Source organism: Nocardia sp. NPDC049707, from assembly GCF_040674855.1.
Classification (GTDB): Bacteria; Actinomycetota; Actinomycetes; order Mycobacteriales; family Mycobacteriaceae; genus Nocardia.
In genome coordinates, this window is record NZ_JBFANN010000034.1 from 67504 (window position 1) to 85767 (window position 18264).

At 64.7% G+C, this 18264-nt stretch carries 21 protein-coding genes; 11 read left to right on the forward strand and 10 right to left on the reverse strand.

Translation table 11 applies throughout. The annotated features are described in order from the left end of the window. Window positions 1-42: 42 nt before the first annotated feature. Window positions 43-1074, reverse strand: a complete 1032-nt coding sequence (locus tag AB0J29_RS26390; RefSeq protein WP_364791621.1) for a DUF6585 family protein — start codon at window positions 1072-1074, stop codon at window positions 43-45. A 216-nt stretch (window positions 1075-1290) separates the two neighbouring features. Continuing rightward, complete coding sequence (locus tag AB0J29_RS26395) at window positions 1291-2295, reverse strand: superoxide dismutase (RefSeq protein WP_364791624.1); 1005 nt, start codon at window positions 2293-2295, stop codon at window positions 1291-1293. 123 nt (window positions 2296-2418) lie between these two features. On the opposite strand from AB0J29_RS26395, the gene AB0J29_RS26400 reads away from it, so the two are divergent. Further along, the gene (locus AB0J29_RS26400) at window positions 2419-2877 is read left to right on the forward strand and encodes a MarR family transcriptional regulator (RefSeq protein ID WP_364791627.1); all 459 of its coding nucleotides are present in this window, start codon (window positions 2419-2421) and stop codon (window positions 2875-2877) included. 22 nt (window positions 2878-2899) lie between these two features. Here AB0J29_RS26400 and AB0J29_RS26405 read toward each other — a convergent pair whose 3' ends face one another. Continuing rightward, window positions 2900-3487, reverse strand: coding sequence for a TetR/AcrR family transcriptional regulator (locus tag AB0J29_RS26405; RefSeq protein WP_364791630.1), 588 nt, complete (start codon window positions 3485-3487; stop codon window positions 2900-2902). Between the two features lie 60 nt (window positions 3488-3547). Here AB0J29_RS26405 and AB0J29_RS26410 point away from each other — a divergent pair, with 60 nt between their 5' ends. From AB0J29_RS26410 to AB0J29_RS26425, 4 genes are all read left to right on the forward strand, one after another. After that, window positions 3548-3937 carry a DUF2867 domain-containing protein gene (locus AB0J29_RS26410; RefSeq protein WP_364791633.1) on the forward strand — a complete coding sequence of 130 codons (390 nt, stop codon included), beginning with the start codon at window positions 3548-3550 and terminating at the stop codon, window positions 3935-3937. Between the two features lie 57 nt (window positions 3938-3994). Beyond that, a complete protein-coding gene (locus tag AB0J29_RS26415) occupies window positions 3995-4789 on the forward strand; it encodes an HAD-IIA family hydrolase (protein ID WP_364791636.1) in 795 nt (264 codons plus the stop codon). Window positions 4790-5016: 227 nt separating this feature from the next. Continuing rightward, window positions 5017-5649 (forward strand): TetR/AcrR family transcriptional regulator, encoded by a 633-nt coding sequence (locus AB0J29_RS26420; RefSeq protein WP_364499799.1) that lies wholly within the window; start codon window positions 5017-5019, stop codon window positions 5647-5649. Window positions 5650-5680: 31 nt separating this feature from the next. Further along, on the forward strand, window positions 5681-6541 hold the full coding sequence (locus tag AB0J29_RS26425; protein ID WP_364791640.1) for an alpha/beta fold hydrolase: 861 nt from the start codon (window positions 5681-5683) through the stop codon (window positions 6539-6541). Window positions 6542-6647: 106 nt separating this feature from the next. Here AB0J29_RS26425 and AB0J29_RS26430 read toward each other — a convergent pair whose 3' ends face one another. Then, a complete protein-coding gene (locus AB0J29_RS26430) occupies window positions 6648-8705 on the reverse strand; it encodes a prolyl oligopeptidase family serine peptidase (RefSeq protein ID WP_364791643.1) in 2058 nt (685 codons plus the stop codon). Window positions 8706-8874: 169 nt separating this feature from the next. On the opposite strand from AB0J29_RS26430, the gene AB0J29_RS26435 reads away from it, so the two are divergent. Further along, window positions 8875-9849: a membrane dipeptidase gene (locus AB0J29_RS26435; protein WP_364791646.1), complete on the forward strand. Its 975-nt coding sequence runs from the start codon at window positions 8875-8877 to the stop codon at window positions 9847-9849. Window positions 9850-9858: 9 nt separating this feature from the next. Here AB0J29_RS26435 and AB0J29_RS26440 read toward each other — a convergent pair whose 3' ends face one another. After that, a complete protein-coding gene (locus tag AB0J29_RS26440) occupies window positions 9859-10245 on the reverse strand; it encodes an MmcQ/YjbR family DNA-binding protein (RefSeq protein ID WP_364791649.1) in 387 nt (128 codons plus the stop codon). Between the two features lie 267 nt (window positions 10246-10512). On the opposite strand from AB0J29_RS26440, the gene lpdA reads away from it, so the two are divergent. Together lpdA and AB0J29_RS26450 are read left to right on the forward strand one after the other, a co-directional pair. After that, complete coding sequence (gene lpdA / locus AB0J29_RS26445) at window positions 10513-11913, forward strand: dihydrolipoyl dehydrogenase (protein WP_364791653.1); 1401 nt, start codon at window positions 10513-10515, stop codon at window positions 11911-11913. A 69-nt stretch (window positions 11914-11982) separates the two neighbouring features. Continuing rightward, entirely contained in the window at window positions 11983-12684 is a 702-nt protein-coding gene (locus AB0J29_RS26450; protein WP_364791656.1) for a polysaccharide deacetylase family protein, read from the forward strand. A 2-nt stretch (window positions 12685-12686) separates the two neighbouring features. Here AB0J29_RS26450 and AB0J29_RS26455 read toward each other — a convergent pair whose 3' ends face one another. Next, window positions 12687-13103, reverse strand: coding sequence for a PPOX class F420-dependent oxidoreductase (locus AB0J29_RS26455; RefSeq protein WP_364791659.1), 417 nt, complete (start codon window positions 13101-13103; stop codon window positions 12687-12689). Between the two features lie 130 nt (window positions 13104-13233). After that, window positions 13234-13632: a helix-turn-helix domain-containing protein gene (locus AB0J29_RS26460; RefSeq protein ID WP_364791662.1), complete on the reverse strand. Its 399-nt coding sequence runs from the start codon at window positions 13630-13632 to the stop codon at window positions 13234-13236. 94 nt (window positions 13633-13726) lie between these two features. On the opposite strand from AB0J29_RS26460, the gene AB0J29_RS26465 reads away from it, so the two are divergent. After that, on the forward strand, window positions 13727-14578 hold the full coding sequence (locus AB0J29_RS26465) for an SDR family oxidoreductase (protein WP_364791665.1): 852 nt from the start codon (window positions 13727-13729) through the stop codon (window positions 14576-14578). A gap of 249 nt (window positions 14579-14827) precedes the next feature. Here AB0J29_RS26465 and AB0J29_RS26470 read toward each other — a convergent pair whose 3' ends face one another. Beyond that, complete coding sequence (locus AB0J29_RS26470) at window positions 14828-15205, reverse strand: VOC family protein (RefSeq protein WP_364791668.1); 378 nt, start codon at window positions 15203-15205, stop codon at window positions 14828-14830. A 136-nt stretch (window positions 15206-15341) separates the two neighbouring features. On the opposite strand from AB0J29_RS26470, the gene AB0J29_RS26475 reads away from it, so the two are divergent. After that, window positions 15342-16109, forward strand: coding sequence for a TetR/AcrR family transcriptional regulator C-terminal domain-containing protein (locus AB0J29_RS26475; RefSeq protein WP_364791671.1), 768 nt, complete (start codon window positions 15342-15344; stop codon window positions 16107-16109). Between the two features lie 10 nt (window positions 16110-16119). Here AB0J29_RS26475 and AB0J29_RS26480 read toward each other — a convergent pair whose 3' ends face one another. Both AB0J29_RS26480 and AB0J29_RS26485 read right to left on the reverse strand, forming a co-directional pair. Next, complete coding sequence (locus tag AB0J29_RS26480; protein ID WP_364791674.1) at window positions 16120-16251, reverse strand: hypothetical protein; 132 nt, start codon at window positions 16249-16251, stop codon at window positions 16120-16122. 284 nt (window positions 16252-16535) lie between these two features. Continuing rightward, window positions 16536-17069: a carboxymuconolactone decarboxylase family protein gene (locus tag AB0J29_RS26485; protein ID WP_364791698.1), complete on the reverse strand. Its 534-nt coding sequence runs from the start codon at window positions 17067-17069 to the stop codon at window positions 16536-16538. 221 nt (window positions 17070-17290) lie between these two features. On the opposite strand from AB0J29_RS26485, the gene AB0J29_RS26490 reads away from it, so the two are divergent. Further along, window positions 17291-18214, forward strand: a complete 924-nt coding sequence (locus AB0J29_RS26490; protein ID WP_364791677.1) for a nuclease-related domain-containing protein — start codon at window positions 17291-17293, stop codon at window positions 18212-18214. Window positions 18215-18264: the final 50 nt, after the last annotated feature.

The window sequence follows — 18264 nt, forward strand, 5'->3', positions numbered from 1 at the left end:
CTATCTCGACGTGGCCGCGAATATCATGGCCACGAGAAGGGGCTACGGCGAAAGGTGTTGGGGCGTACGCCAATTCGATGCGGTGCTCAGGTCTTGCTTGGGGCGGTCGGTTGCTTTGCCGTTCCCGTCGGTCCTTGGGGGTTCGATTTGTTCGTTGGCGACTGTTTCGGGTGCGCTGTCGACCACCGGTGCGGCCGGATCGGGTTCGGCGACCGGTTCGACGGTCGAGGGTTCGGGATCCGCGGGTTCGTTTGCGGCCGATTCGGCGGCGAACTCCGCGGCGGCGGCGACGCGTAGGCGTTCGGCGAGTTCGTTGAAGATGTAGAAGTTGGGGACCTGGCCGACGGGGGTGAGGGAGATCCAGCTGCCGTCCACCTTCATGCGGACCAGACCGCTTCGGGCGTCGATCAATTGGATGCGTTCCCAGGTGTAGGCCCGGCTGTGGAAATAGAGCGCGGTCAGGTCGAGGGCGATTTCGCCGAAATGGACGGTCGCGCCGTCATCGATGGCGGCGACGGCACGGGGGAGTTGGGCCAGGGTGATGGCCGACTGGATGGCCCGGCCCCAGTCGCGCGCGTCGCCGAACAGGGTGTCGTCGAATGCGGCCTCGGCACCGTCGGGGCCCGACATTCGCAGCGAGTACTCGGTGGGGGCGGAATTCTGGAACGGGATGACCTGCTGGCGCACTTCGGCGGTGTTCCAACGGAATCCGGCCACCTGCTCACCGGAGCGGTACACGGTCATGCCGAAGTCGAATAAATCCAGCCGCGCCGCGCGGTGACGCCGATTGCGCCGCCCGCGCAGGAATGCCATCGCCCCGGGCACCAGGGCAAGGAGGCCGACGGCGAGCGCACCGGAATATGCCCCCACCGTGACACAGATAATCGCGACAGTCATGAACCCGCCCGCGACGATCCCACAGCCGCGCACAAAGGTATCGCTCGCCGGCGCCGGTAGAAAGGTCTGTCGGTGCGTGCCGAGCTTCTGATATTCGGCCATCAGGTGGATCAGCTGCGACAGTGGAACCTTTTGTGATCCGCCGGTTCCGACATCGCCCTGGATCGGAGTGGTCAATTGTCCCTCCATGAGGCGGTTTTCCTCCGCGGCGAAGCGTATGACACTCGGCCGAAGGTCGCCACTTCAGCCTCGTGCCCGATCAGTCGGCCGAGCTTACGTCACCGCGGCGGCAAACCTGCAATGGGTGCGGGCGTTTCGTTGCGATTTAGATCAAGTTGTCATCTGGCGAATTGCCCGATGGCCACCACACGCTGCAGGAATCGGCGGTTCGGATCAGATTCCGTCGACCGTCAGGACGCTGAACGGCATGGTCGGGGTGCCCGGCCCCATCGGCCCGCCCTTATCGAATTGGGAAGAGACAACCAGCGTTCGATCATTACTACGCACCAATGTGGTGGGAATGCGCAGCGACTCATCGGTGACCGTGCGTTCCAGCTCGACGGTCGCGCCGTCATCGGTGATCTTCCAGCGTGTAATGGTGTTGCTGGCATTCTGGGCCGCCCACAGCGTGCTGCCGTGCAATTCCAGCCCGTCACCATGTTTCAGATCGGCGCCGCGCATGGTCACCTTGCTAACCGGGTCCGGCGAATTCGCGGCGGTCGCAACGCGATACAGCGCACCGGCGTTCATGTCGACGATCAGCAGATAACGACCGGAATCGTCGGACACGATGCCGTTCAGGGTAAATGCGTCCGGCGCATGCGGGCTGATGGTGGTGCTCAGGTCGAATTGTGCTGTCAGATCCGACTTTCCGCCGTGTGCCACCGCGGCGGTGAGCTGCTCCGGGGTGACGCGGTAGACCACCGGCCGCAGACTGTCGGTCAGATATGCGCTGCCATCCGGGGTGATGGCCAGATCGTTGACCAGGCTCGGTCCGGTGCCGGTGACATCGAAGCGGGCGATCAGCGCCCGGCTGCCGGTGTCGTACACCGCGACCCCGGCGGACGAGTCGATAACCCACAACCGCCCTGCCGCATCGACCTTCAGGCCATTGGCGGTCGTGCGGCCGTCGGCCCCCTCGGGCAGGAAGATTTCGGCCCGCGCGGCGCCGGGCGTCGCGCGGTAGACGGCACCGTTGGCGTATGAGCCGACGTAGGTGTCACCGGTGCGGGGATCGACGGCGATGCCCTCCGGGTAGACGCGATCACCGGGCAGTTCGTAGGCGGTGCTGATGTGGGTGGCCGGTTGGCTCCCGCTGGTGGCCTCGGTCGTGGTGCCGCACGCCGCGACGGCGGTGCAGGCAACGGCGGTGGCGATGGTCGAGATGGTGCGGAACATGCTCGTGGCTCCTGGTAGTCGAACATCTGGTTGTATTCACATCTCAGAACGCGAACGAACGTATATTAGAACTCTAATCAACGTCAAGGGTCTAAGCAGAAGACGGGCAGTTACCATGCGGATATGACGTCCATGCACTCCTCCGAGCGCCTCGGCTCGTATATCAAGCGCGCCGAACAGGCCCTCAGCTCGGCGAAGAGTGCGGCGCTCAAACCGGCGGGCCTCACCGTTCCCCAGTACGGGGCCCTGCTGTTCCTCATCGAAAACCCGGGCATCAATGCCGCCGCGCTGGCCCGCCTGTGCGGGGTGACCCCGCCGACGATGAATACGATCCTGACGAATCTCCAGGACCGCGGCCTCATCGAGCGCACCCCGCACGCCTGGCACAAGAACGTCCTGGAGACTCGTCTCACCGAAGCGGGCGCAGCGCTGGCACAAGAGGCGGACGCGAGCGCCGTCCGCGTGGAACGCGCATTGGCCGGCGAATTCACCGCGGCCGAGCATGCCGCGCTGCGCGAACTGCTCGCCCGCTGCGCCGATATGCTCGACTCCATCCGCTCCGAATCCGCGCCGAAAAAATAGCTCCCGGGCGGCGGCAGCTGATTCAGCTACGTTTCGGCAGCAGACTCTCGAATGCGCTGTCCACCAACGCCCTCCGCTGGGCCTCGGTGCTCGGCAGCGCGTCGGGGGAGACACGGGCCAGTTGGTTGAAGCCGTGGTAAATGCTCACGGCGACAACAGCTCTGGTCCGCGCCTGCCCGGCGGTGAGCCCCATTTCGCGCAGCAGTTCCGCGACGTATTCGATGCGGCGGTCCGCGACTCGGCGCAATGTCGCGGCGACCGCCGCCTGGTCCGCCGAGGCCAGTAGTGCCAATTCGATGCGTCCGGTGGCCGCGTAGTCGATGACGTGGGCGAAGAGTCGATGCAATCGCTCGGCCGGGTCGGGCTCGACGCTGATCTCGGCGATCACATTGTCGGTGCTGCGCTGCTCCCAGCGCGCGAGTGCCGCGTCGATGAGGGCCGCGCGGTCCTTGAAGTGCCAGTAGAAGCTGCCCTTGGTGGTGCCGAGCCGCTTGGCGATGGGCTCGACGGCGACCGCCGCCAGGCCACCCTCTGCCAGCGCATCCAGCGCGGCATGTGCCCAGTCGGTGGCGCTGAGCCGCGTCCTCGCGGTCGCATCCCCTTGTGCCATTCCCGTACGCTACCGTATGGTCGTTCCATACGCTACCGTATGGGTTATTGGAGGAATGCGATGCCGACTTATGTGCGAGTCGAAATTCCCGAACGCGCGGCCTTGGCGCGCTCGTCGGGGACCGATTGGGATTACATCGATTCCTACGAAATTGCGTTGCCGCCCGGCGCGCCGACCGATCCTCGGGAATGGACCCGAAAGATATTCTTCGGCAAGCCTTTTCCCGATCGCGAAAGCGATGAGCATGAGCACGTGACCGCCGATGTGATGACGGTCCTCGATTTTATCGTCTCGGTTCTCGTCGACGGCGGCACGGTCACCATCACCTCGCTGGTCAAATATCGAAACCGCTGGGGCCGAAGGTATTTCGCCGTCGTGCGGCCATTCCATCGTCGACTCGTGCCATGGATGCTCGCGCGCGCCGCCCGCGGTTTCGCCGCCGCCCGCTGACGCGCCCCGCCCAACGGATGCGGCGACGACTACGCGCGATAGTCGTAGGCTGAACCCATGTCCGGCGACATACGCGGTGTGCTCTACGACATCGACGGCGTGCTGGTGACTTCTTGGCGCGCGCTCGGCGGTGCGGTCGACGCCGTGCGTCGCGTGCGCGAAAGTGGTTTGCGCCGAGGGTTTCTCACCAATACCACGTCTCGCACCTGCGACGAGATCGCCGAGCGGCTGCGGGATGCCGGATTCGAGGTCGATGCCGCGGAGATCGTCACCGCCGCCCGGCTCACCGGCGAGTATGTCGGCCGCCGCTACCCGGATGCGGCAGTCTGGGTGCTCAATCACGGTGATATCGAGACCGACCTCGCCGAGTTGAGACTCGACGACGAACATCCGGATGTCATCGTAATCGGCGGCGCCGGTGCGGAATTCACCCATGATGCGCTGAGTCGGGTGGCCGAACTGATGCTGGACGGTATCCCGGCTGTGGCGATGCACAGCGGCCTGACCTGGGCCACCGAGACCGGACTCCGCATCGATGCTGGCGCGTACCTGCCGGGTCTGGAGGCGGCGGGCAATGCCGGGATCGTGGTGGTCGGCAAGCCCGCGGCGGCCGGATTCCATACCTGCGCGGACCTTATGGGCCTCGATCCGGCCGAGGTGCTGATGATCGGTGACGATTTGCACTCCGATGTGCTTGCCGCCCAACAGGTCGGTATGACCGGAGTTCTGGTGCGCACCGGCAAATTTCGGCCCGCCGTTCTGGCGGCGGCCTCGGCGGCACCGGATCACGTCATCGATTCCGTGGCGGAACTGCCCGCGTTGTTGAAAGGGCTGTCGAAAGAATTATTCTAAAAATAGTCCTTCAAAAGATTTCGGCGTGCCGAACCCCTTGGTATCCTCCGTTGTGGCAAACAGCCAGTGAAGATCATCGTCGTGGCAGTGAGATCGGAGATCGGCGGACCACAAGCGCAATAGCAACCGCGCGGCCAACTTTCGGCTAACGACTATTCTGCTGAAGGTTGATACAAAGGGCCCGATCCATGACGAGGGGATCGGGCCCTTCGGTATTGTCTGCCCCAATGTCACAGGATGCGAATACGGGACGAATGTATGCCGGGCAACCCGTAGAGGACCGGCAACGTCAGCGGCGTGCGCGTTTTCTGGAATCGGGCCTGACGGTCTTTGCGCGCGACGGCTACGCCAATAGTTCGGTCGGCGCTATCTGTAAGGACGCCGGACTCTCCTCGAGGCAGTTCTATGAGGAGTTCACCGGCCGCGAATCCCTCCTACTCGAGCTCTACGAGCAGATCGACAGGGAATCGCGCGAAGCGGTGACCGCCGCCCTCGAGAAGAAATCCGATGCGACCGCACTGGAGACCATCGATGCCTCGGTGCGCGCCTACGTCGGATCCATCGGCTCCGATCCGCGCAAGGCGCGGGTGGCACTGGTGGAGGTCGTCGGCGCTGGGCCGAAGGTCGAGAAGTTCCGGCTGGAGTTGCGTCGCGTCTGGGGCTCGCTACTCGCCAGCGCTGCGGAGGATGCGGCCCTGCACGGCGAAATCCCAACGGGCGACTACGAGATGCGGGTGCTCGCCATCATCGGCGCGGTCAACTACGTGGTGGATTCCTGGAGCGGTTCGGATCCGCGACCGCCACTAGATGACGTGATCCGGGTGCTGAGCCGCGTGATCATGGGTGCGGTCGGCGCGTAGTTCCGCCCGAGCGTCGGCTAGCGTGCGCTCTATGGAGACGGTTCCGATCCAGATGCCGGACGGCACCACCGTACCGGTGCGGCTGTTTCCGGCGACCGGGGCGCATCGGCATCCGGTACGCCCCGATGCGCCGCGTCCGGTGGTGGTGATGGTGCCCGGCCTCGGTGTTCCGGCCGGTTACTACGAACTGTTCGCCCAGGGGCTGGCCGCGCGCGGCTTCGATATCGCGATCGGTGAGCTGCGCGGCGCGGGTGACAGTCGCCCGCGCCCGAGCGCCGCGAGCACCTTCGGCTACCACGAGTTGGTGTCGGTCGACTTCCCGGCGATCTTCTCGGTGGTGCGCGACCGTTTCCCGGAGAGCACCCCGTATCTGCTCGGCCACAGCATGGGCGGTCAACTCGCGGTGCTGTACGCGTCGCGGATCCGGGGCCGCTTGGGCGGGCTGATCCTGATCGCCTCTGGTACCCCGTATCACCGTGGGTTCCGGGGCATTTCGGGGCCCGGCATGTTGGCCGGCGCCACGGCCGTGTCGCTGACGGCCAATCTGGCCGGTTTCTGGCCCGGCGACCTGATCTCGCTCGGCGGCTTCGGACGCCAGTCCAAGGTGCTGATGTCGGACTGGGCCCGGCTGGCCCGCACCGGCCGTTTCGTGCCGGTCGATGCGGATATCGACTACGAAGAGCGGATCGCCAGACTGAAGCTGCCGGTGCTGTCCATCACCATGACCGGCGACGACGTCGCACCGAGCAGTTCGGCCGCGCACTTGCTGGCCAAGATGCCCGCGGCCGAGGTGACCACCTGGGAGCAGCCGGAACCGTTGGGGCACAACGGCTGGATCCGTCGGTACCGCAGCACGGTCGATCAGATCGAGAAGTGGCTGCGGGACCGCTGATCGGACGGCGCCGCTAGGTGTCGAAGGCGCTAAGTGTGGTCGGCGATTTCGCAAGAGATCGGCCCGGTGCAACCTGGGCAGGGTGCACCGGGCCGATCGGACGTGATTACGCGGACGGCTCCATCAGCATCTGGGTGAAGAACTCGTAGATGAGTCCGGCCTGGAACGCCGACTGCTTGTTGTCGGCCGCGCCGCCGTGGCCACCCTCGATATTCTCGTGGTACCAGACGGTGTGGCCCTGTTCCTCCAGCAGCGCCGCCATTTTGCGGGCGTGCCCCGGGTGGACTCGGTCGTCGCGGGTGGAGGTGGTCAGCAGGATCGGCGGGTAGGACGCGTCGGCGCGCACGTTCTGGTAGGGCGAGTACTTGCTGATGTACTCCCACTCCTCGGGCTTATCCGGATCGCCGTATTCGGCTATCCAGGACGCACCGGCCAGCAGCAGGTGATATCGCTGCATATCGAGCAGCGGGACCTGGCAGACAATGGCGCCGAACAGTTCCGGATAGCGCGTCAGCATGACGCCCATGAGCAGGCCGCCATTGCTGCCGCCGACGGCACCCAGCTGCTCATGTGTGGTGATGCCGCGGGCCACCAGATCCTTGGCGATCGAGGAGAAGTCCTCATAGACCTTGTGCCGGTTGGCCTTCTGCGCCGAGGTGTGCCACTGGGGGCCGTATTCGCCGCCGCCACGGATATTGGTCATTACCCAGGTGCCGCCGCGTTCCAGCCAGCCCATGCCGGAGGCGCCGCCGTAGCCGGGGGTGCGGGATACCTCGAAGCCGCCGTAGCCGGACATCACCGTCGGACCGGGAGTGCCCTTTCGGTCGCGATGGCGGATCACGAAGTACGGCACCATGGTTCCGTCATCGGAACGCGCGAAGAACTGCTCGGTCTCGATGCCGTCGGCATCGAAGAAGCCCGGTTCCTGTTTGAGTTGTTCGGTCCGGCCGCCGACCGCGCTGGCGAGCAGCGTGGCGGGAGTGGTGAATCCGCTTGTGGTCAGCATGAATTCGTCGCCGCCCTCGAGCGGGTCCAGATTCATCACGCTGGTGGTCGCCATCGGCGGGGTATCGGCGAGTGGCTCCGTGTGCCAGCCGTCCGGGCCGGGCGTGAGGACGTAGAGCTTGGTCTGCACGTCCTCGAGGGTGATGAGCAGCAGATGGTTCTCGGTCCAGCCGTAGCCGTGCAGCGAGGTGTGCGCGTCCGGGGTGAAGATCACCTCGAATTCCCGTGCGCCGGAAAGGAATTTCTCGAAGTCGATGGCCAGCAGCGCACCGGCGGGGTAGGTCTTGTCCCCGATTTCCCACGGCGACTTCAATCGCACCAGGAACCAATCCTTGTACCAGGATTCGCTGGCGTCGGTCGGCACCTCGAGATGCCGCAGACTGCCGTCGCTTTCGAGCAGGTACACCTCTTCGTTGAAGAAGTCGGTGGCACGGCCCACGAAATGCCGTTCATAGCCGGGCGTGCGGTCATAGCCGGCCGAGATCGAGACATCGCCTACCTCGCCCTCGAATACCGTTTCGGCCTCGGTGATCGGGGTGCCGCGCCGCCAGCGCTTGGCGATGCGCGGGTAGCCGGAATCGGTGAGCGAACCCGGACCGAAATCGGTGCCGACGTACACCGAGTCGATATCGATCCAGCGGATATCGGATTTCGCCTCGGACAGGAAGTAGCCGCCGTCGGCGGGATCGATGAATTCCCTTGTTTCGATATCGAATTCGCGCACGACCTTGGCATCCGCGCCGCCGCGGGACAGGCTGATGAGCGCACGCGACTGTTCCGGCCGCAGCACCGCGGCACCGCCCCACACCCAGTTCTCGCCCTCCGTGGTGCCGAGCGCGTCCAGGTCGATCAGCACATCCCAGTCCGGCGCTTCCTTGGCGTATTCGGCGAAGGTGGTGCGCCGCCACAGCCCGCGCGGATGTTCGGCATCGCGCCAGAAGTTGTAGAGCCAGTGGCCGCGCCGGCCCGGGTAGGCGATCTTGGTATCGGTGTCGAGCATGTCCAGGATGCGGTGCTCGAGCTCGGTGAACCGATCGGAGCTGGCGAAACGCTCGACGACCACCTCGTTGTGCGCGCGGGCGAAGTCGAGGGCCCGCTCATCGGTTACTTCTTCGAGCCACAGGTAGGGATCGGTCACAGTGTGTTCAACGCCCGTCATGTCCACATTGTTGCCGAGCGGCCGTTAAATGTGAGATACCCCCCGAAGAATCGGGCAATTCGGGCACACTGTTACCGGTTGCCCAACATGTGTCAAGGTGTGACATCCGTACCGGTCGGCTCAGTAGGACCGCTGCTCCGATACCGATCCGAGTGGAAGGTGGTCGGGTTTGCCACAGTTTCTCTGGGAGCAGCACTGCTGCCTGCCATTATCGCATTCCGCGCGAATCTCGGATCTGGCACGCTATCCGCTCGGGTCGTATTTATCGGTGAACGTCGGTTATTCGCGGCAGTCGACCGCGGATTCGCTGGCGCTGCTGCACAAGTTCCGCCGGGATGCGCTGGGCGACGATCGCTTCCGGCTGGTCGAGCGGTTCGCCGATATCGGTGCCGCCGACACCATTTCGCTGGCCTTCGACCTGGAGGATTCCGGACCGCTCGGCGGTGACCCGGATAACCTCGAGATGTTCTACGAACTGGGCGTCCGTTCGATGCTGCCGACCTACAACCACGCCAATGCGGCCGGCTGTGGCTGTTTGGATACCAGCGACACCGGGCTCACCGCTTATGGCCGAGATCTGGTGCGCAAACAGAACGAGGTCGGCATATTCGTCGACGGTTCGCACTGCTCCCGGCGCACCGGGCTGGACCTGGCCGAATGTACCGGGGTTCCGATGATCTACAGCCATTCCAATTTCGCGGCACTGTGGACGCATCCGCGCAATATCACAGATGAACAGGCGCTGGCCTGTGCGCGCACCGGCGGAGTTATCGGTATCAATGGCGTGGGAATCTTCCTGGGGCAGAACGCGGTCGATGGCCGGGCCGAGCGGGTGGCGGCCATGGCCGCGCATATCGAATACGGCGTGGAGCTCGTCGGGATCGAACATATCGGCATCGGGTCGGACTACTCCTTCGATGCCGAGGATTTCAATGACATGCTCACGCAGGACCCGGGTGCGTTTTCCGACGCGTATACGAAATGGGGACCGCTGCAATGGGTGCCGCCGGAGGACCTCTTGGGGGTCGACGAGCAACCCGGGCTGGACGCGGTACTCGCCGATCGCGGATTCGGCGCGGCCGACCGAGCGGCGGTATTCGGCGGCAACTTCGCCCGGGTCGCACAGCAGGTCTGGCGCGACTAGCGCGCTGGCTCAGGCGCCGAGGTGTTCGGCTGCGACGCGCTTGGGGACGACCATCCGCCACGCCTCGATGACCAGTTCCGTCAACTCCGCCTCGTCGATGGCATCGAGGCGCACCCGGACCCAGTTGTATCGCTCGTCGCGCGGCAGTGGCATCAAGAACTTGTCCGGCTCACCCGTGACCAGCGCCACTCGCTCCTGCTTGGGAAAGGCGAAACCCATCCGGGTCTCGTCCGTGGACAGCGCCAGGTACACGATGCGGCCAACCCGGAACTTGACCCGGTCCCGCACCAGCGCCTCGGTCGTTCGCGGCAGGCTCAGCGCGATCCGGCGTACGTCATCGGAGGTCACCACCGGCCCAATTATCGTCAGCCGGGCCGAACCGTCCGCGGTCGCCATCGTGTAAATAATGTTCACCGCGCTGACGATTCCGCCTGGTGCGCGCACCGATAGGTGCACATTCGGCTCGAGAGTCGATCGCTATCAGTGCTGCTGGCGGAGTGCGGGGTTTAGTTCACCCCACCGTGTGTCGCAGCCGCCAGCCTAGGTGTCGCGGCCCGTTGCAGTTACCCGGTCGCAGGAAAGTCGCGGTGCCATGTGGCGCGCGTCTCATAGTTGCAGGGGGACGGTGGGTGAAGTTTGCTCCACGGAGTTAGGCTCGACGACGTGACTTCCCATTACGACGTTGTCGTTCTCGGTGCCGGACCTGGCGGTTATGTCGCCGCCATCCGCGCGGCACAACTTGGCCTCCGTACCGCGATCGTCGAGCAGAAGTATTGGGGTGGTGTCTGCCTCAATGTTGGCTGCATCCCTTCCAAGGCGCTGCTGCGCAACGCGGAACTCGCGCATATCTTCACCAAGGAAGCCAAGACCTTCGGCATCTCGGGTGAGGTGAACTTCGACTTCGGTGTCGCGTTCGACCGCAGCCGCAAGGTCGCCGACGGCCGGGTCAAGGGCGTCCACTTCCTGATGAAGAAGAACAAGATCGACGAGTTCGACGGTAAGGGCACCTTCACCGACGCGAACACCCTCTCGGTCGCCCTGTCCAGCGGCGGTACCGAGACGATCACCTTCAGCAATGTCATCATCGCCACGGGCACGGTCACCAAGCTGCTGCCGGGCACCTCGCTCAGCGCGAATGTGGTGACCTATGAGGAGCAGATCCTCACTCGCGACCTGCCCGGTTCCATCCTCATCGTCGGTGCGGGCGCGATCGGCATGGAGTTCGGCTACGTCCTGAAGAACTACGGCGTCGACGTGCGCATCGTGGAGTTCCTGGACCGTGCGCTGCCGAACGAGGACGTGGACGTCTCCAAGGAGATCACCAAGCAGTACAAGAAGCTCGGCATCACGATCACCACCAGTGCGGCCGTGCAGTCGATCGACGACGACGGTTCGAAGGTCACCGTGTCGATCAAGGACAACAAGACCGGCAACTTGGAGACGGTCACCGTCGACAAGGTGCTGCAGGCCGTCGGCTTCGCGCCTCGGGTCGAGGGCTATGGCCTGGAGAACACCGGTGTCGCGCTCGAGCGCGGCGCCATCGTCATCGACGACAATATGCGCACCAATGTGCCGCACATCTACGCCATCGGTGACGTGACCGCGAAGCTGCAGCTCGCCCATGTCGCGGAGGCCCAGGGCGTCGTTGCCGCGGAGACCATCGCCGGTGCGCCGACGGTCACCCTCGGCGACTACCGGATGATGCCGCGTGCCACCTTCTGCCAGCCGCAGGTCGCCAGCTTCGGTCTCACCGAGCAGCAGGCCAGGGACGAGGGCTACGACGTGAAGGTCGCCACCTTCCCGTTCACCGCCAACGGCAAGGCGCACGGCCTCGGTGATCCGACCGGTTTCGTCAAGCTCGTCGCCGACGCCAAGTACGGCGAACTGCTCGGCGGCCACCTCATCGGGCCGGACGTCTCCGAGTTGCTGCCGGAGCTGACCCTGGCTCAGAAGTGGGACCTGACCGTCAATGAGCTGACCCGCAACGTCCACACCCACCCGACGCTGAGCGAAGCGCTGCAGGAAGCGTTCCACGGCCTCGCAGGCCACATGATCAACTTCTGATCCGTATCGAAGGCGGTGGTGTTCGGGCCGAAAAGGTCTGGGCACCACCGTTTTCCGTTGGAGCGCAACATGCGACGCAAGTGGTTGATCGGTAGCGCGCTGGTACTCGTGGTGGTGCTGGCGCTGGTGGTCGGCGGCTATTACCTGATGAACTCGCGCACCTTCCAACTGGCGGGGCGGTTGGTGAACCGGGTCGATACGACCGACAAGGTGGTTGCGCTGACCCTGGACGACGGGCCGACCGACAAAGCGCCCGAAGTGCTGAAAGTTCTTGCCGAAGCCGGTATTCCGGCTACCTTCTATCTCATGGGCCGCGATTTGGCCGCACATCCGGAGTATGGCAGGGCCATCGCGCAGGCCGGTCACGAAATCGGCAATCACACCTATAGCCATCGCCGCATGGTATTCGTCTCCGGCGATACCGTCCGCGACGAGATCGAACGAACCGACGCGGAAATCGCGAAAACCGGTTACCAGGGCCCGATTACCTTCCGCCCGCCCTACGGCAAGAAGCTCTTGACCCTCCCGAAATACCTCTCCGACCACGACCGCACCACGATCACCTGGGATGTGGAACCAGACTCGGGTAAACAGGCGAGCATCGACGCCATCGTCGCCGAGACCGTCGCCGAGGTACGGCCGGGTTCCATTGTCCTACTGCACGTCATGGGCCAGTGGAATGAACCCCTTGCCGCCATCCCGCGCATAGTCGGCGAACTCCGTTCCGCGGGTTATCAATTCGTCACGGTGTCGGATCTGCTGAAGCACTGAGGTCAGAGCATGCCGTAGGCATGGGTGGGGGTCAGGCGGACGAGAGCGCGGTGGTCGGTGACCATGGCCTTGCGGTATTCGTCCCAGTCGGGGTGCTCGCCCGAGCCCGCTCGGTAGTACGCGACCAGTTCGTCGACGGCGGCGTCATTGGGGTCGGCGGCGACCGGGGTGAGGTCGACCGTGCCCTCGATGACGGCGTAGGCGTAGAAGTCGTCGCGGGTGACGTGGATGGCGGCCCATGGATCGCGCACCAGGTTGTGGTACTTGGCCCGGTCGGCGGTGATGGAGATGCGAATGATCCCGTCGTCACCCACCACATGCAGCACATTGGACAGCTGTGGGCGGCCATTGCGCCGAATAGTCGTGAGCACGGACCGCTTGGTGGTCCGCGCGAAATCAACAGCCGAGGAAATTTCCATACCAACACCAACCCATCGCAACCGCCCCACCTTCCCTGCCCGCACAGCTGGTCAGTTGATCACCACGCAGTGGTTGCGGCGTCGGCCGAGAAGCAGCGCATGACGGTTGCCGACCAATTCGGGCTCGGTGTCAGTCGCGGTGATAGGCGGCTTGGGCCTCGCGGACTCGGGGCATATTGGTTTCGACGATCTGGATGAGGTCTTCGAGACGTTCGGCGACCAGGGCGCCGAGGTCGGTGAGGGTGTATTCGACTCGCGGCGGGATGGTTTCCTGCACCTCGCGGTGCACCATGCCGTCGCGCTCGAGGGTCTGCAGGGTCTGCGAGAGCATGCGCTCGCTGACGCCGTCGACGCGACGGCGCAGGGCGCTGAACCGGTACGGCCCTTCGCGCAGCGCGACCAGGGCGAGCGTGCCCCAGCGGCTGGCCACATTTTGGAGTACCGGTCGTGACGTGCAGTTTCGGGCGAATACGTCGGCTTCCAGCGTCGGATCGTCGGTATCCACCAACGGCGGGCGCTGGGTGGTCATGGAATCGATAGTACCCAACTTGACCAAAGTGGCTGCTGAGTGCATAGTACTTACTAATAGTTAGTACTTAACATACACACCCATGGAGGTAGTCATGACCGTTGCTGTAACCGGAGCCGGTGGGCAGTTGGGCCGTCTCGTCGTCGAGGCGTTGTTGCGCGAGGGGGCCACGCCGGTGGTCGCGATCGTGCGTGATCCGCGGAAGGTCGCCGATCTGGCCGAGCGGGGTGTCGAGGTCCGGCAGGCCTCCTACGACGACACGGAAGCGCTCGACCGCGCCCTGGCCGGTGTCGACCGGGTACTGCTGATCTCCGGTAATGAATTCGGTACCCGAGTTGCCCAGCACACCAACGTCATTCGGGCCGCCGAGCGCGCGGGCGTGAAGCTGCTCGCCTACACCAGCATTCCGCGTGCCACCGAGAACCCGCTCATCCTGGCCCAGGAGCACCGGGGCACCGAGGAGGTGCTTGCGGAATCGGCTGTCCCGCACACCCTTCTGCGGAACGGTTGGTACTGGGAGAACTACTTCGGCGCGCTCGGGCACACGGTCGAGTCCGGTGTGCTGCGCGGTGCGGCGGGTGCGGGGCGGGTAGCCGGTGCGGCGCGCGCCGACTACGCCGAGGCGGCCGCCAAGGTGTTGACCGGTGACGGTCACGCGGGCCGGATCTACGAGCTCGGCGGCGATGAGCGCCTCACTTATGCCGAACTCGCCCAAGTGATTTCGCAGGCAGCCGGCAAGCCGGTGCGCTATGAGAACCTGTCCAAGCAGGACTACAGCGCGGCGCTCGAGCAGGCCGGTCTGCCCGGCACCTATGCCGCGGTGCTCGCCGATGCAGACGCCGGTATCGGTGACGGCATCCTCGATGTGGACTCCGGTGACCTTCAGAAACTGCTCGGCCGTCCCTCTGCTCCCGCCGTGGAGGTCTTCCGCGCTGCCCTCGCCTGAAGCTTCCGCCGGGCTTGCGTGCCGCCGCGGCAATACATTGATGCGCCGTACCGGCCCGGTGTGCGGCAAAGGAATTGGCTGTTCGGAGCGCCGAGGTCGCACGCCCTGGCGTGATGCATTCAAAGGTAAGTTCACCGGGCTTGCGTGTCGTAAGACTTCGCAAGCCCGGTGTGTGTCAACGGAATTGGCCAGCTGAAGCTACCCAGGTCGCACGCCTGCTTCCGGCATGGCGTGCGACCTCGACGCCTATCAGACCCACTGCACCAGTTGCAGGATGATGCCGTTCGGATCGGCCGTCTGGAAATAGCGCTCGCCCCAGGGTTCGGTTTCGATCGGGGTGACGATCGGCACGCCCTCGCGCTGGAGCCGTTCGTACTCGGCGTCGATATCGTCCACCACGAAGGCGACCAGTAGGCCCTCGCCCGCACTTCCGGCCTTGTCTTTCGGCTTGAAGCTGCCGAGACCGGTGCGCAGGTAGCACAGGTTGAAACCGGCGTCTGGGCGAGCGACCGAGACGAAACCGTCGGCCGACATCTGCTCGGTGAAGCCGAAGTGGTCGATGGCGAACTTCGCCGAGGCCTCCGGGTCGGCGACATTGAGCGAGATGGCGGAAGCGGTGATATTCACAAGGTCCTCCTTGGGGTTGGCATCAAACACTGTACATAGTACGCTGTACTTTGTACAGAAATTTCCGAGCGGCCGCATTGTCATGTGGATCACACCGATACGATCGGCTTTCGTGGCACGTAAATGAGGAGGCGGCATGGCTGGGCAATCACGGGACCGCAGCAGCGCGGGCGATCCAGTGCGGACGTTGGCACTGCTGTGGCGCGTGCCCGCGGCCCCGGCGCGTGGACCGAAACAGCGCAGCAGTGTGGATGCCGTGGTCGCGGCGGCCATCGAAATCGCGGATGCGGAGGGGATCGGCGCGCTCACCATGCGAGCCGTCGCCACCAAGCTGGGGCTGACACCCATGGCCACATACACCTACGTGCCGGGCAAGACGGAACTCGTCGACCTCATGCTCGATGCGGTCTACCAGGAGATGTCGCGGGCCGACCTGACCGATCTACCCTGGCGCGATCGCGTCGCGACGATCGCCGGCGAGAATCGCGCCATGCTGGTCCGCCATCCGTGGGTCGCCTATCTGCCGACCACGCGGCCGCCGCTCGGCCCGGGCGTCGCCGCCAAATACGAACACGAACTGCGCGCTTTCGACGGTCTCGGCCTCAGTGATCTCGAGATGGACGCCGCCGTCACCTATGTCGTCGGCTTCGTCACTTCGGTGGCTCGCATCGCCATCGACGCCGAACGTGCCGCCGCCGATAGCGCCATATCCGACGGGCAATGGTGGGAGCGCGCCGCCCCGCTATTGGCTCAGTTCTTCGACGCTGAGCGCTACCCGCTGGCCGCCCGCATCGGCGCGGTCGCCGGGCAGGCGCACGATTCCGCCTACAGCGCCGACCATGCTTACGAATTCGGTCTGGCGCGAGTCCTGGACGGGCTGGTGGATATCGTCGAAAACCGCTGAGCCGCAAGGGTTACGGATCGTCGGTTTCGTTGGGCGGTTCCGGATGCCGCGGGGCGTCCGCACCGCTGGGAAGCATGAAGGTTGCGATCACGATAGACAGAAGAATGAATCCCGCCACGATCAACACGAGGCTGATGGTCATGACGCCCCCTTTTTCCTCTCGAGCCGACAGCTAATTGTCAGCTAGCTTGATGGAGGGTTTCCGATCTCGGTGTCATCGCGCTTTGGCGTGCGACACACTGCGGTTGTGGGTCTCGAAAGCTGTGGTTGTTCCGATGTGCAGCATGACGGTGGGTACGAGGATCGTCATTCTGTGCGTGCCGAGTTTCAGTTTAGGAGCTATCGGTGGTGATCGCTATGGAATTGCTACTTCGAAATGAGCGGCGTCGGCGCGAGTAGCAAACCGTGCGCCGACGCCGGGGTTCGTCAAATGCCGTCGCGCTGGATCCGCAACGTGGTGATGGTCGCGGCCAGTCCGTCGTACTGATTGATGAGCAGCACGATTTCGATCAGGTTGCGCTCGTCGTAATGCTCGGCGAGGGCGGCCCAGGTGGCGTCGTCGATATCGCGGGTTTCGACCAACGTGTCGACGGCGGTGAGCAGCGCGCGATGCTTATCCGACCAGCCGACAGCGGCGGGGCCGGTGCGAACCCGGTCCAGGATCTCCGGTGTGACACCCGCCCGCCGGCCGAGGCGAATGTGATGGTCCATTTCATACGCGCAGTCGCGCAGCTCGGCGACGCGCAGGATGACCAGCTCGGATTCATGCCGGGGCAGGTGGCCGCCCGGCATCAACCGTCCGGAGAAGTGCAGCCAGCCGCGGAACAGTCCCCCCGTGCGGCCGAGTGTGCTGAACAGATGTGCGTCGTCCGTCCCCGACGCGCGCGAAAGTATCTGCCAGACAACCCAATTGATCGGGCCGAGCTCCCGGAGCCGACCGGGTGAAATGCGTGGTTGCAACGCCGGAACCATGCTTGTGCCTCCTTGTCCGTCGCCGGTGGCGGGATCCGTCCTGCCGGATCGGATCCGAGCGTACTAGCGGGTAGGTCCGCGATCGTCGGAGGATTGTGCAGATCTTCTTGGCTTTCCGGTGGTTTTCGCGGCGATGGCGGGTCATCATCAGTACCGGCGCGGTGGATGGTGGGGCGCCGGTTCGAACCGGATGAGGCAGGGAATACGCGATGCTGGTGAAGAGCAAGACCGGAGCGAATCTCTCCGGTGCCGAACAGGAGTTCGTCGAATGCCTGCGGTCGTATCCGACGACTGGTGTCGCATTGGTCGGTTTGGAGGTCGGCGAGAACGGGTCGCGCAGGGTCGACGCGGTCATTCTGACCCCGCGCGGCATTACCGTGATCGATGTCAAGGGCTTCCGACGCCGCCAGAGCGGGATTCTGAATATTCCGGGCGACGGTCCGTGGACGATCAGCGCGGAGCCCGCCGACTTGGACGAGGAGATCCCCGGCAATCCCGTCGATCAGCTGGAACACAGCGTGCATGCGGTGAAGACCCGGCTGGAGCGGGCACTGATCGATCCGGGCCACATCTGCGGCTCCGCCGTGCTCATGCCGTTCCGCGGGGTCGCAGTGCGGCCGGCTCGGACCAATCTGCGCCCCGGCATGGATATCATCGTCGCGAATGTCCGTGATGCGACCGAACTCCGCATCTACCTCGAGGGTTTCTCCGCCGGACCGCGCAGCTGGACCGCGGATCGGGTCGTCACCACCTGTGATGCGCTCGGCGCCACCGAAAAGCCTTCCCGCGCCGAGCTGCTCGCCGACGGCTTCGACGAGGTGCAGCCCAAAGCGCCATCGTTGTCGGCGCGTGAGATGCGCCAGCACGTCATCCCCGCGCCGCTGCCGCCGAGCAGGCGGCAGACGGCGGCGGGGTGGGCAGTCTTCGCGGCTGCCCTGGTCGGCATGGTTGTGGTCCTCATCGTGATCACGAGTTCGCTCGCCCACGATTCGGCCCATCCGGCCCGCGAACCGGATACCTCGACGACGAGCGTGACGCCCTCGCCGCCGCCGTACCACCCGATCGAGTGCTGGCCGCTGCAGCAGAACTGCGTGCGCCACGAGGCGCCGACTTCCATACCGGAGGTGAAATGACTCCGAAGCGATTGTGTCGCAGCATGATCGCTGTAGCTGAGGGCAGTCTG

Bases quoted from the DNA above. Each gene is read 5' to 3' on its own strand.
- AB0J29_RS26395 (WP_364791624.1), bottom strand. From the start codon at position 2,295: ATGTTCCGCACCATCTCGACCATCGCCACCGCCGTTGCCTGCACCGCC.
- AB0J29_RS26400 (WP_364791627.1), top strand. From the start codon at position 2,419: ATGACGTCCATGCACTCCTCCGAGCGCCTCGGCTCGTATATCAAGCGC.
- AB0J29_RS26405 (WP_364791630.1), bottom strand. From the start codon at position 3,487: ATGGCACAAGGGGATGCGACCGCGAGGACGCGGCTCAGCGCCACCGAC.
- AB0J29_RS26410 (WP_364791633.1), top strand. From the start codon at position 3,548: ATGCCGACTTATGTGCGAGTCGAAATTCCCGAACGCGCGGCCTTGGCG.
- AB0J29_RS26415 (WP_364791636.1), top strand. From the start codon at position 3,995: ATGTCCGGCGACATACGCGGTGTGCTCTACGACATCGACGGCGTGCTG.
- AB0J29_RS26420 (WP_364499799.1), top strand. From the start codon at position 5,017: ATGTCACAGGATGCGAATACGGGACGAATGTATGCCGGGCAACCCGTA.
- AB0J29_RS26425 (WP_364791640.1), top strand. From the start codon at position 5,681: ATGGAGACGGTTCCGATCCAGATGCCGGACGGCACCACCGTACCGGTG.
- AB0J29_RS26430 (WP_364791643.1), bottom strand. From the start codon at position 8,705: ATGACGGGCGTTGAACACACTGTGACCGATCCCTACCTGTGGCTCGAA.
- AB0J29_RS26440 (WP_364791649.1), bottom strand. From the start codon at position 10,245: ATGGCGACCGCGGACGGTTCGGCCCGGCTGACGATAATTGGGCCGGTG.
- AB0J29_RS26450 (WP_364791656.1), top strand. From the start codon at position 11,983: ATGCGACGCAAGTGGTTGATCGGTAGCGCGCTGGTACTCGTGGTGGTG.
- AB0J29_RS26455 (WP_364791659.1), bottom strand. From the start codon at position 13,103: ATGGAAATTTCCTCGGCTGTTGATTTCGCGCGGACCACCAAGCGGTCC.
- AB0J29_RS26460 (WP_364791662.1), bottom strand. From the start codon at position 13,632: ATGACCACCCAGCGCCCGCCGTTGGTGGATACCGACGATCCGACGCTG.
- AB0J29_RS26465 (WP_364791665.1), top strand. From the start codon at position 13,727: ATGACCGTTGCTGTAACCGGAGCCGGTGGGCAGTTGGGCCGTCTCGTC.
- AB0J29_RS26475 (WP_364791671.1), top strand. From the start codon at position 15,342: ATGGCTGGGCAATCACGGGACCGCAGCAGCGCGGGCGATCCAGTGCGG.
- AB0J29_RS26480 (WP_364791674.1), bottom strand. From the start codon at position 16,251: ATGACCATCAGCCTCGTGTTGATCGTGGCGGGATTCATTCTTCTGTCT.
- AB0J29_RS26490 (WP_364791677.1), top strand. From the start codon at position 17,291: ATGCTGGTGAAGAGCAAGACCGGAGCGAATCTCTCCGGTGCCGAACAG.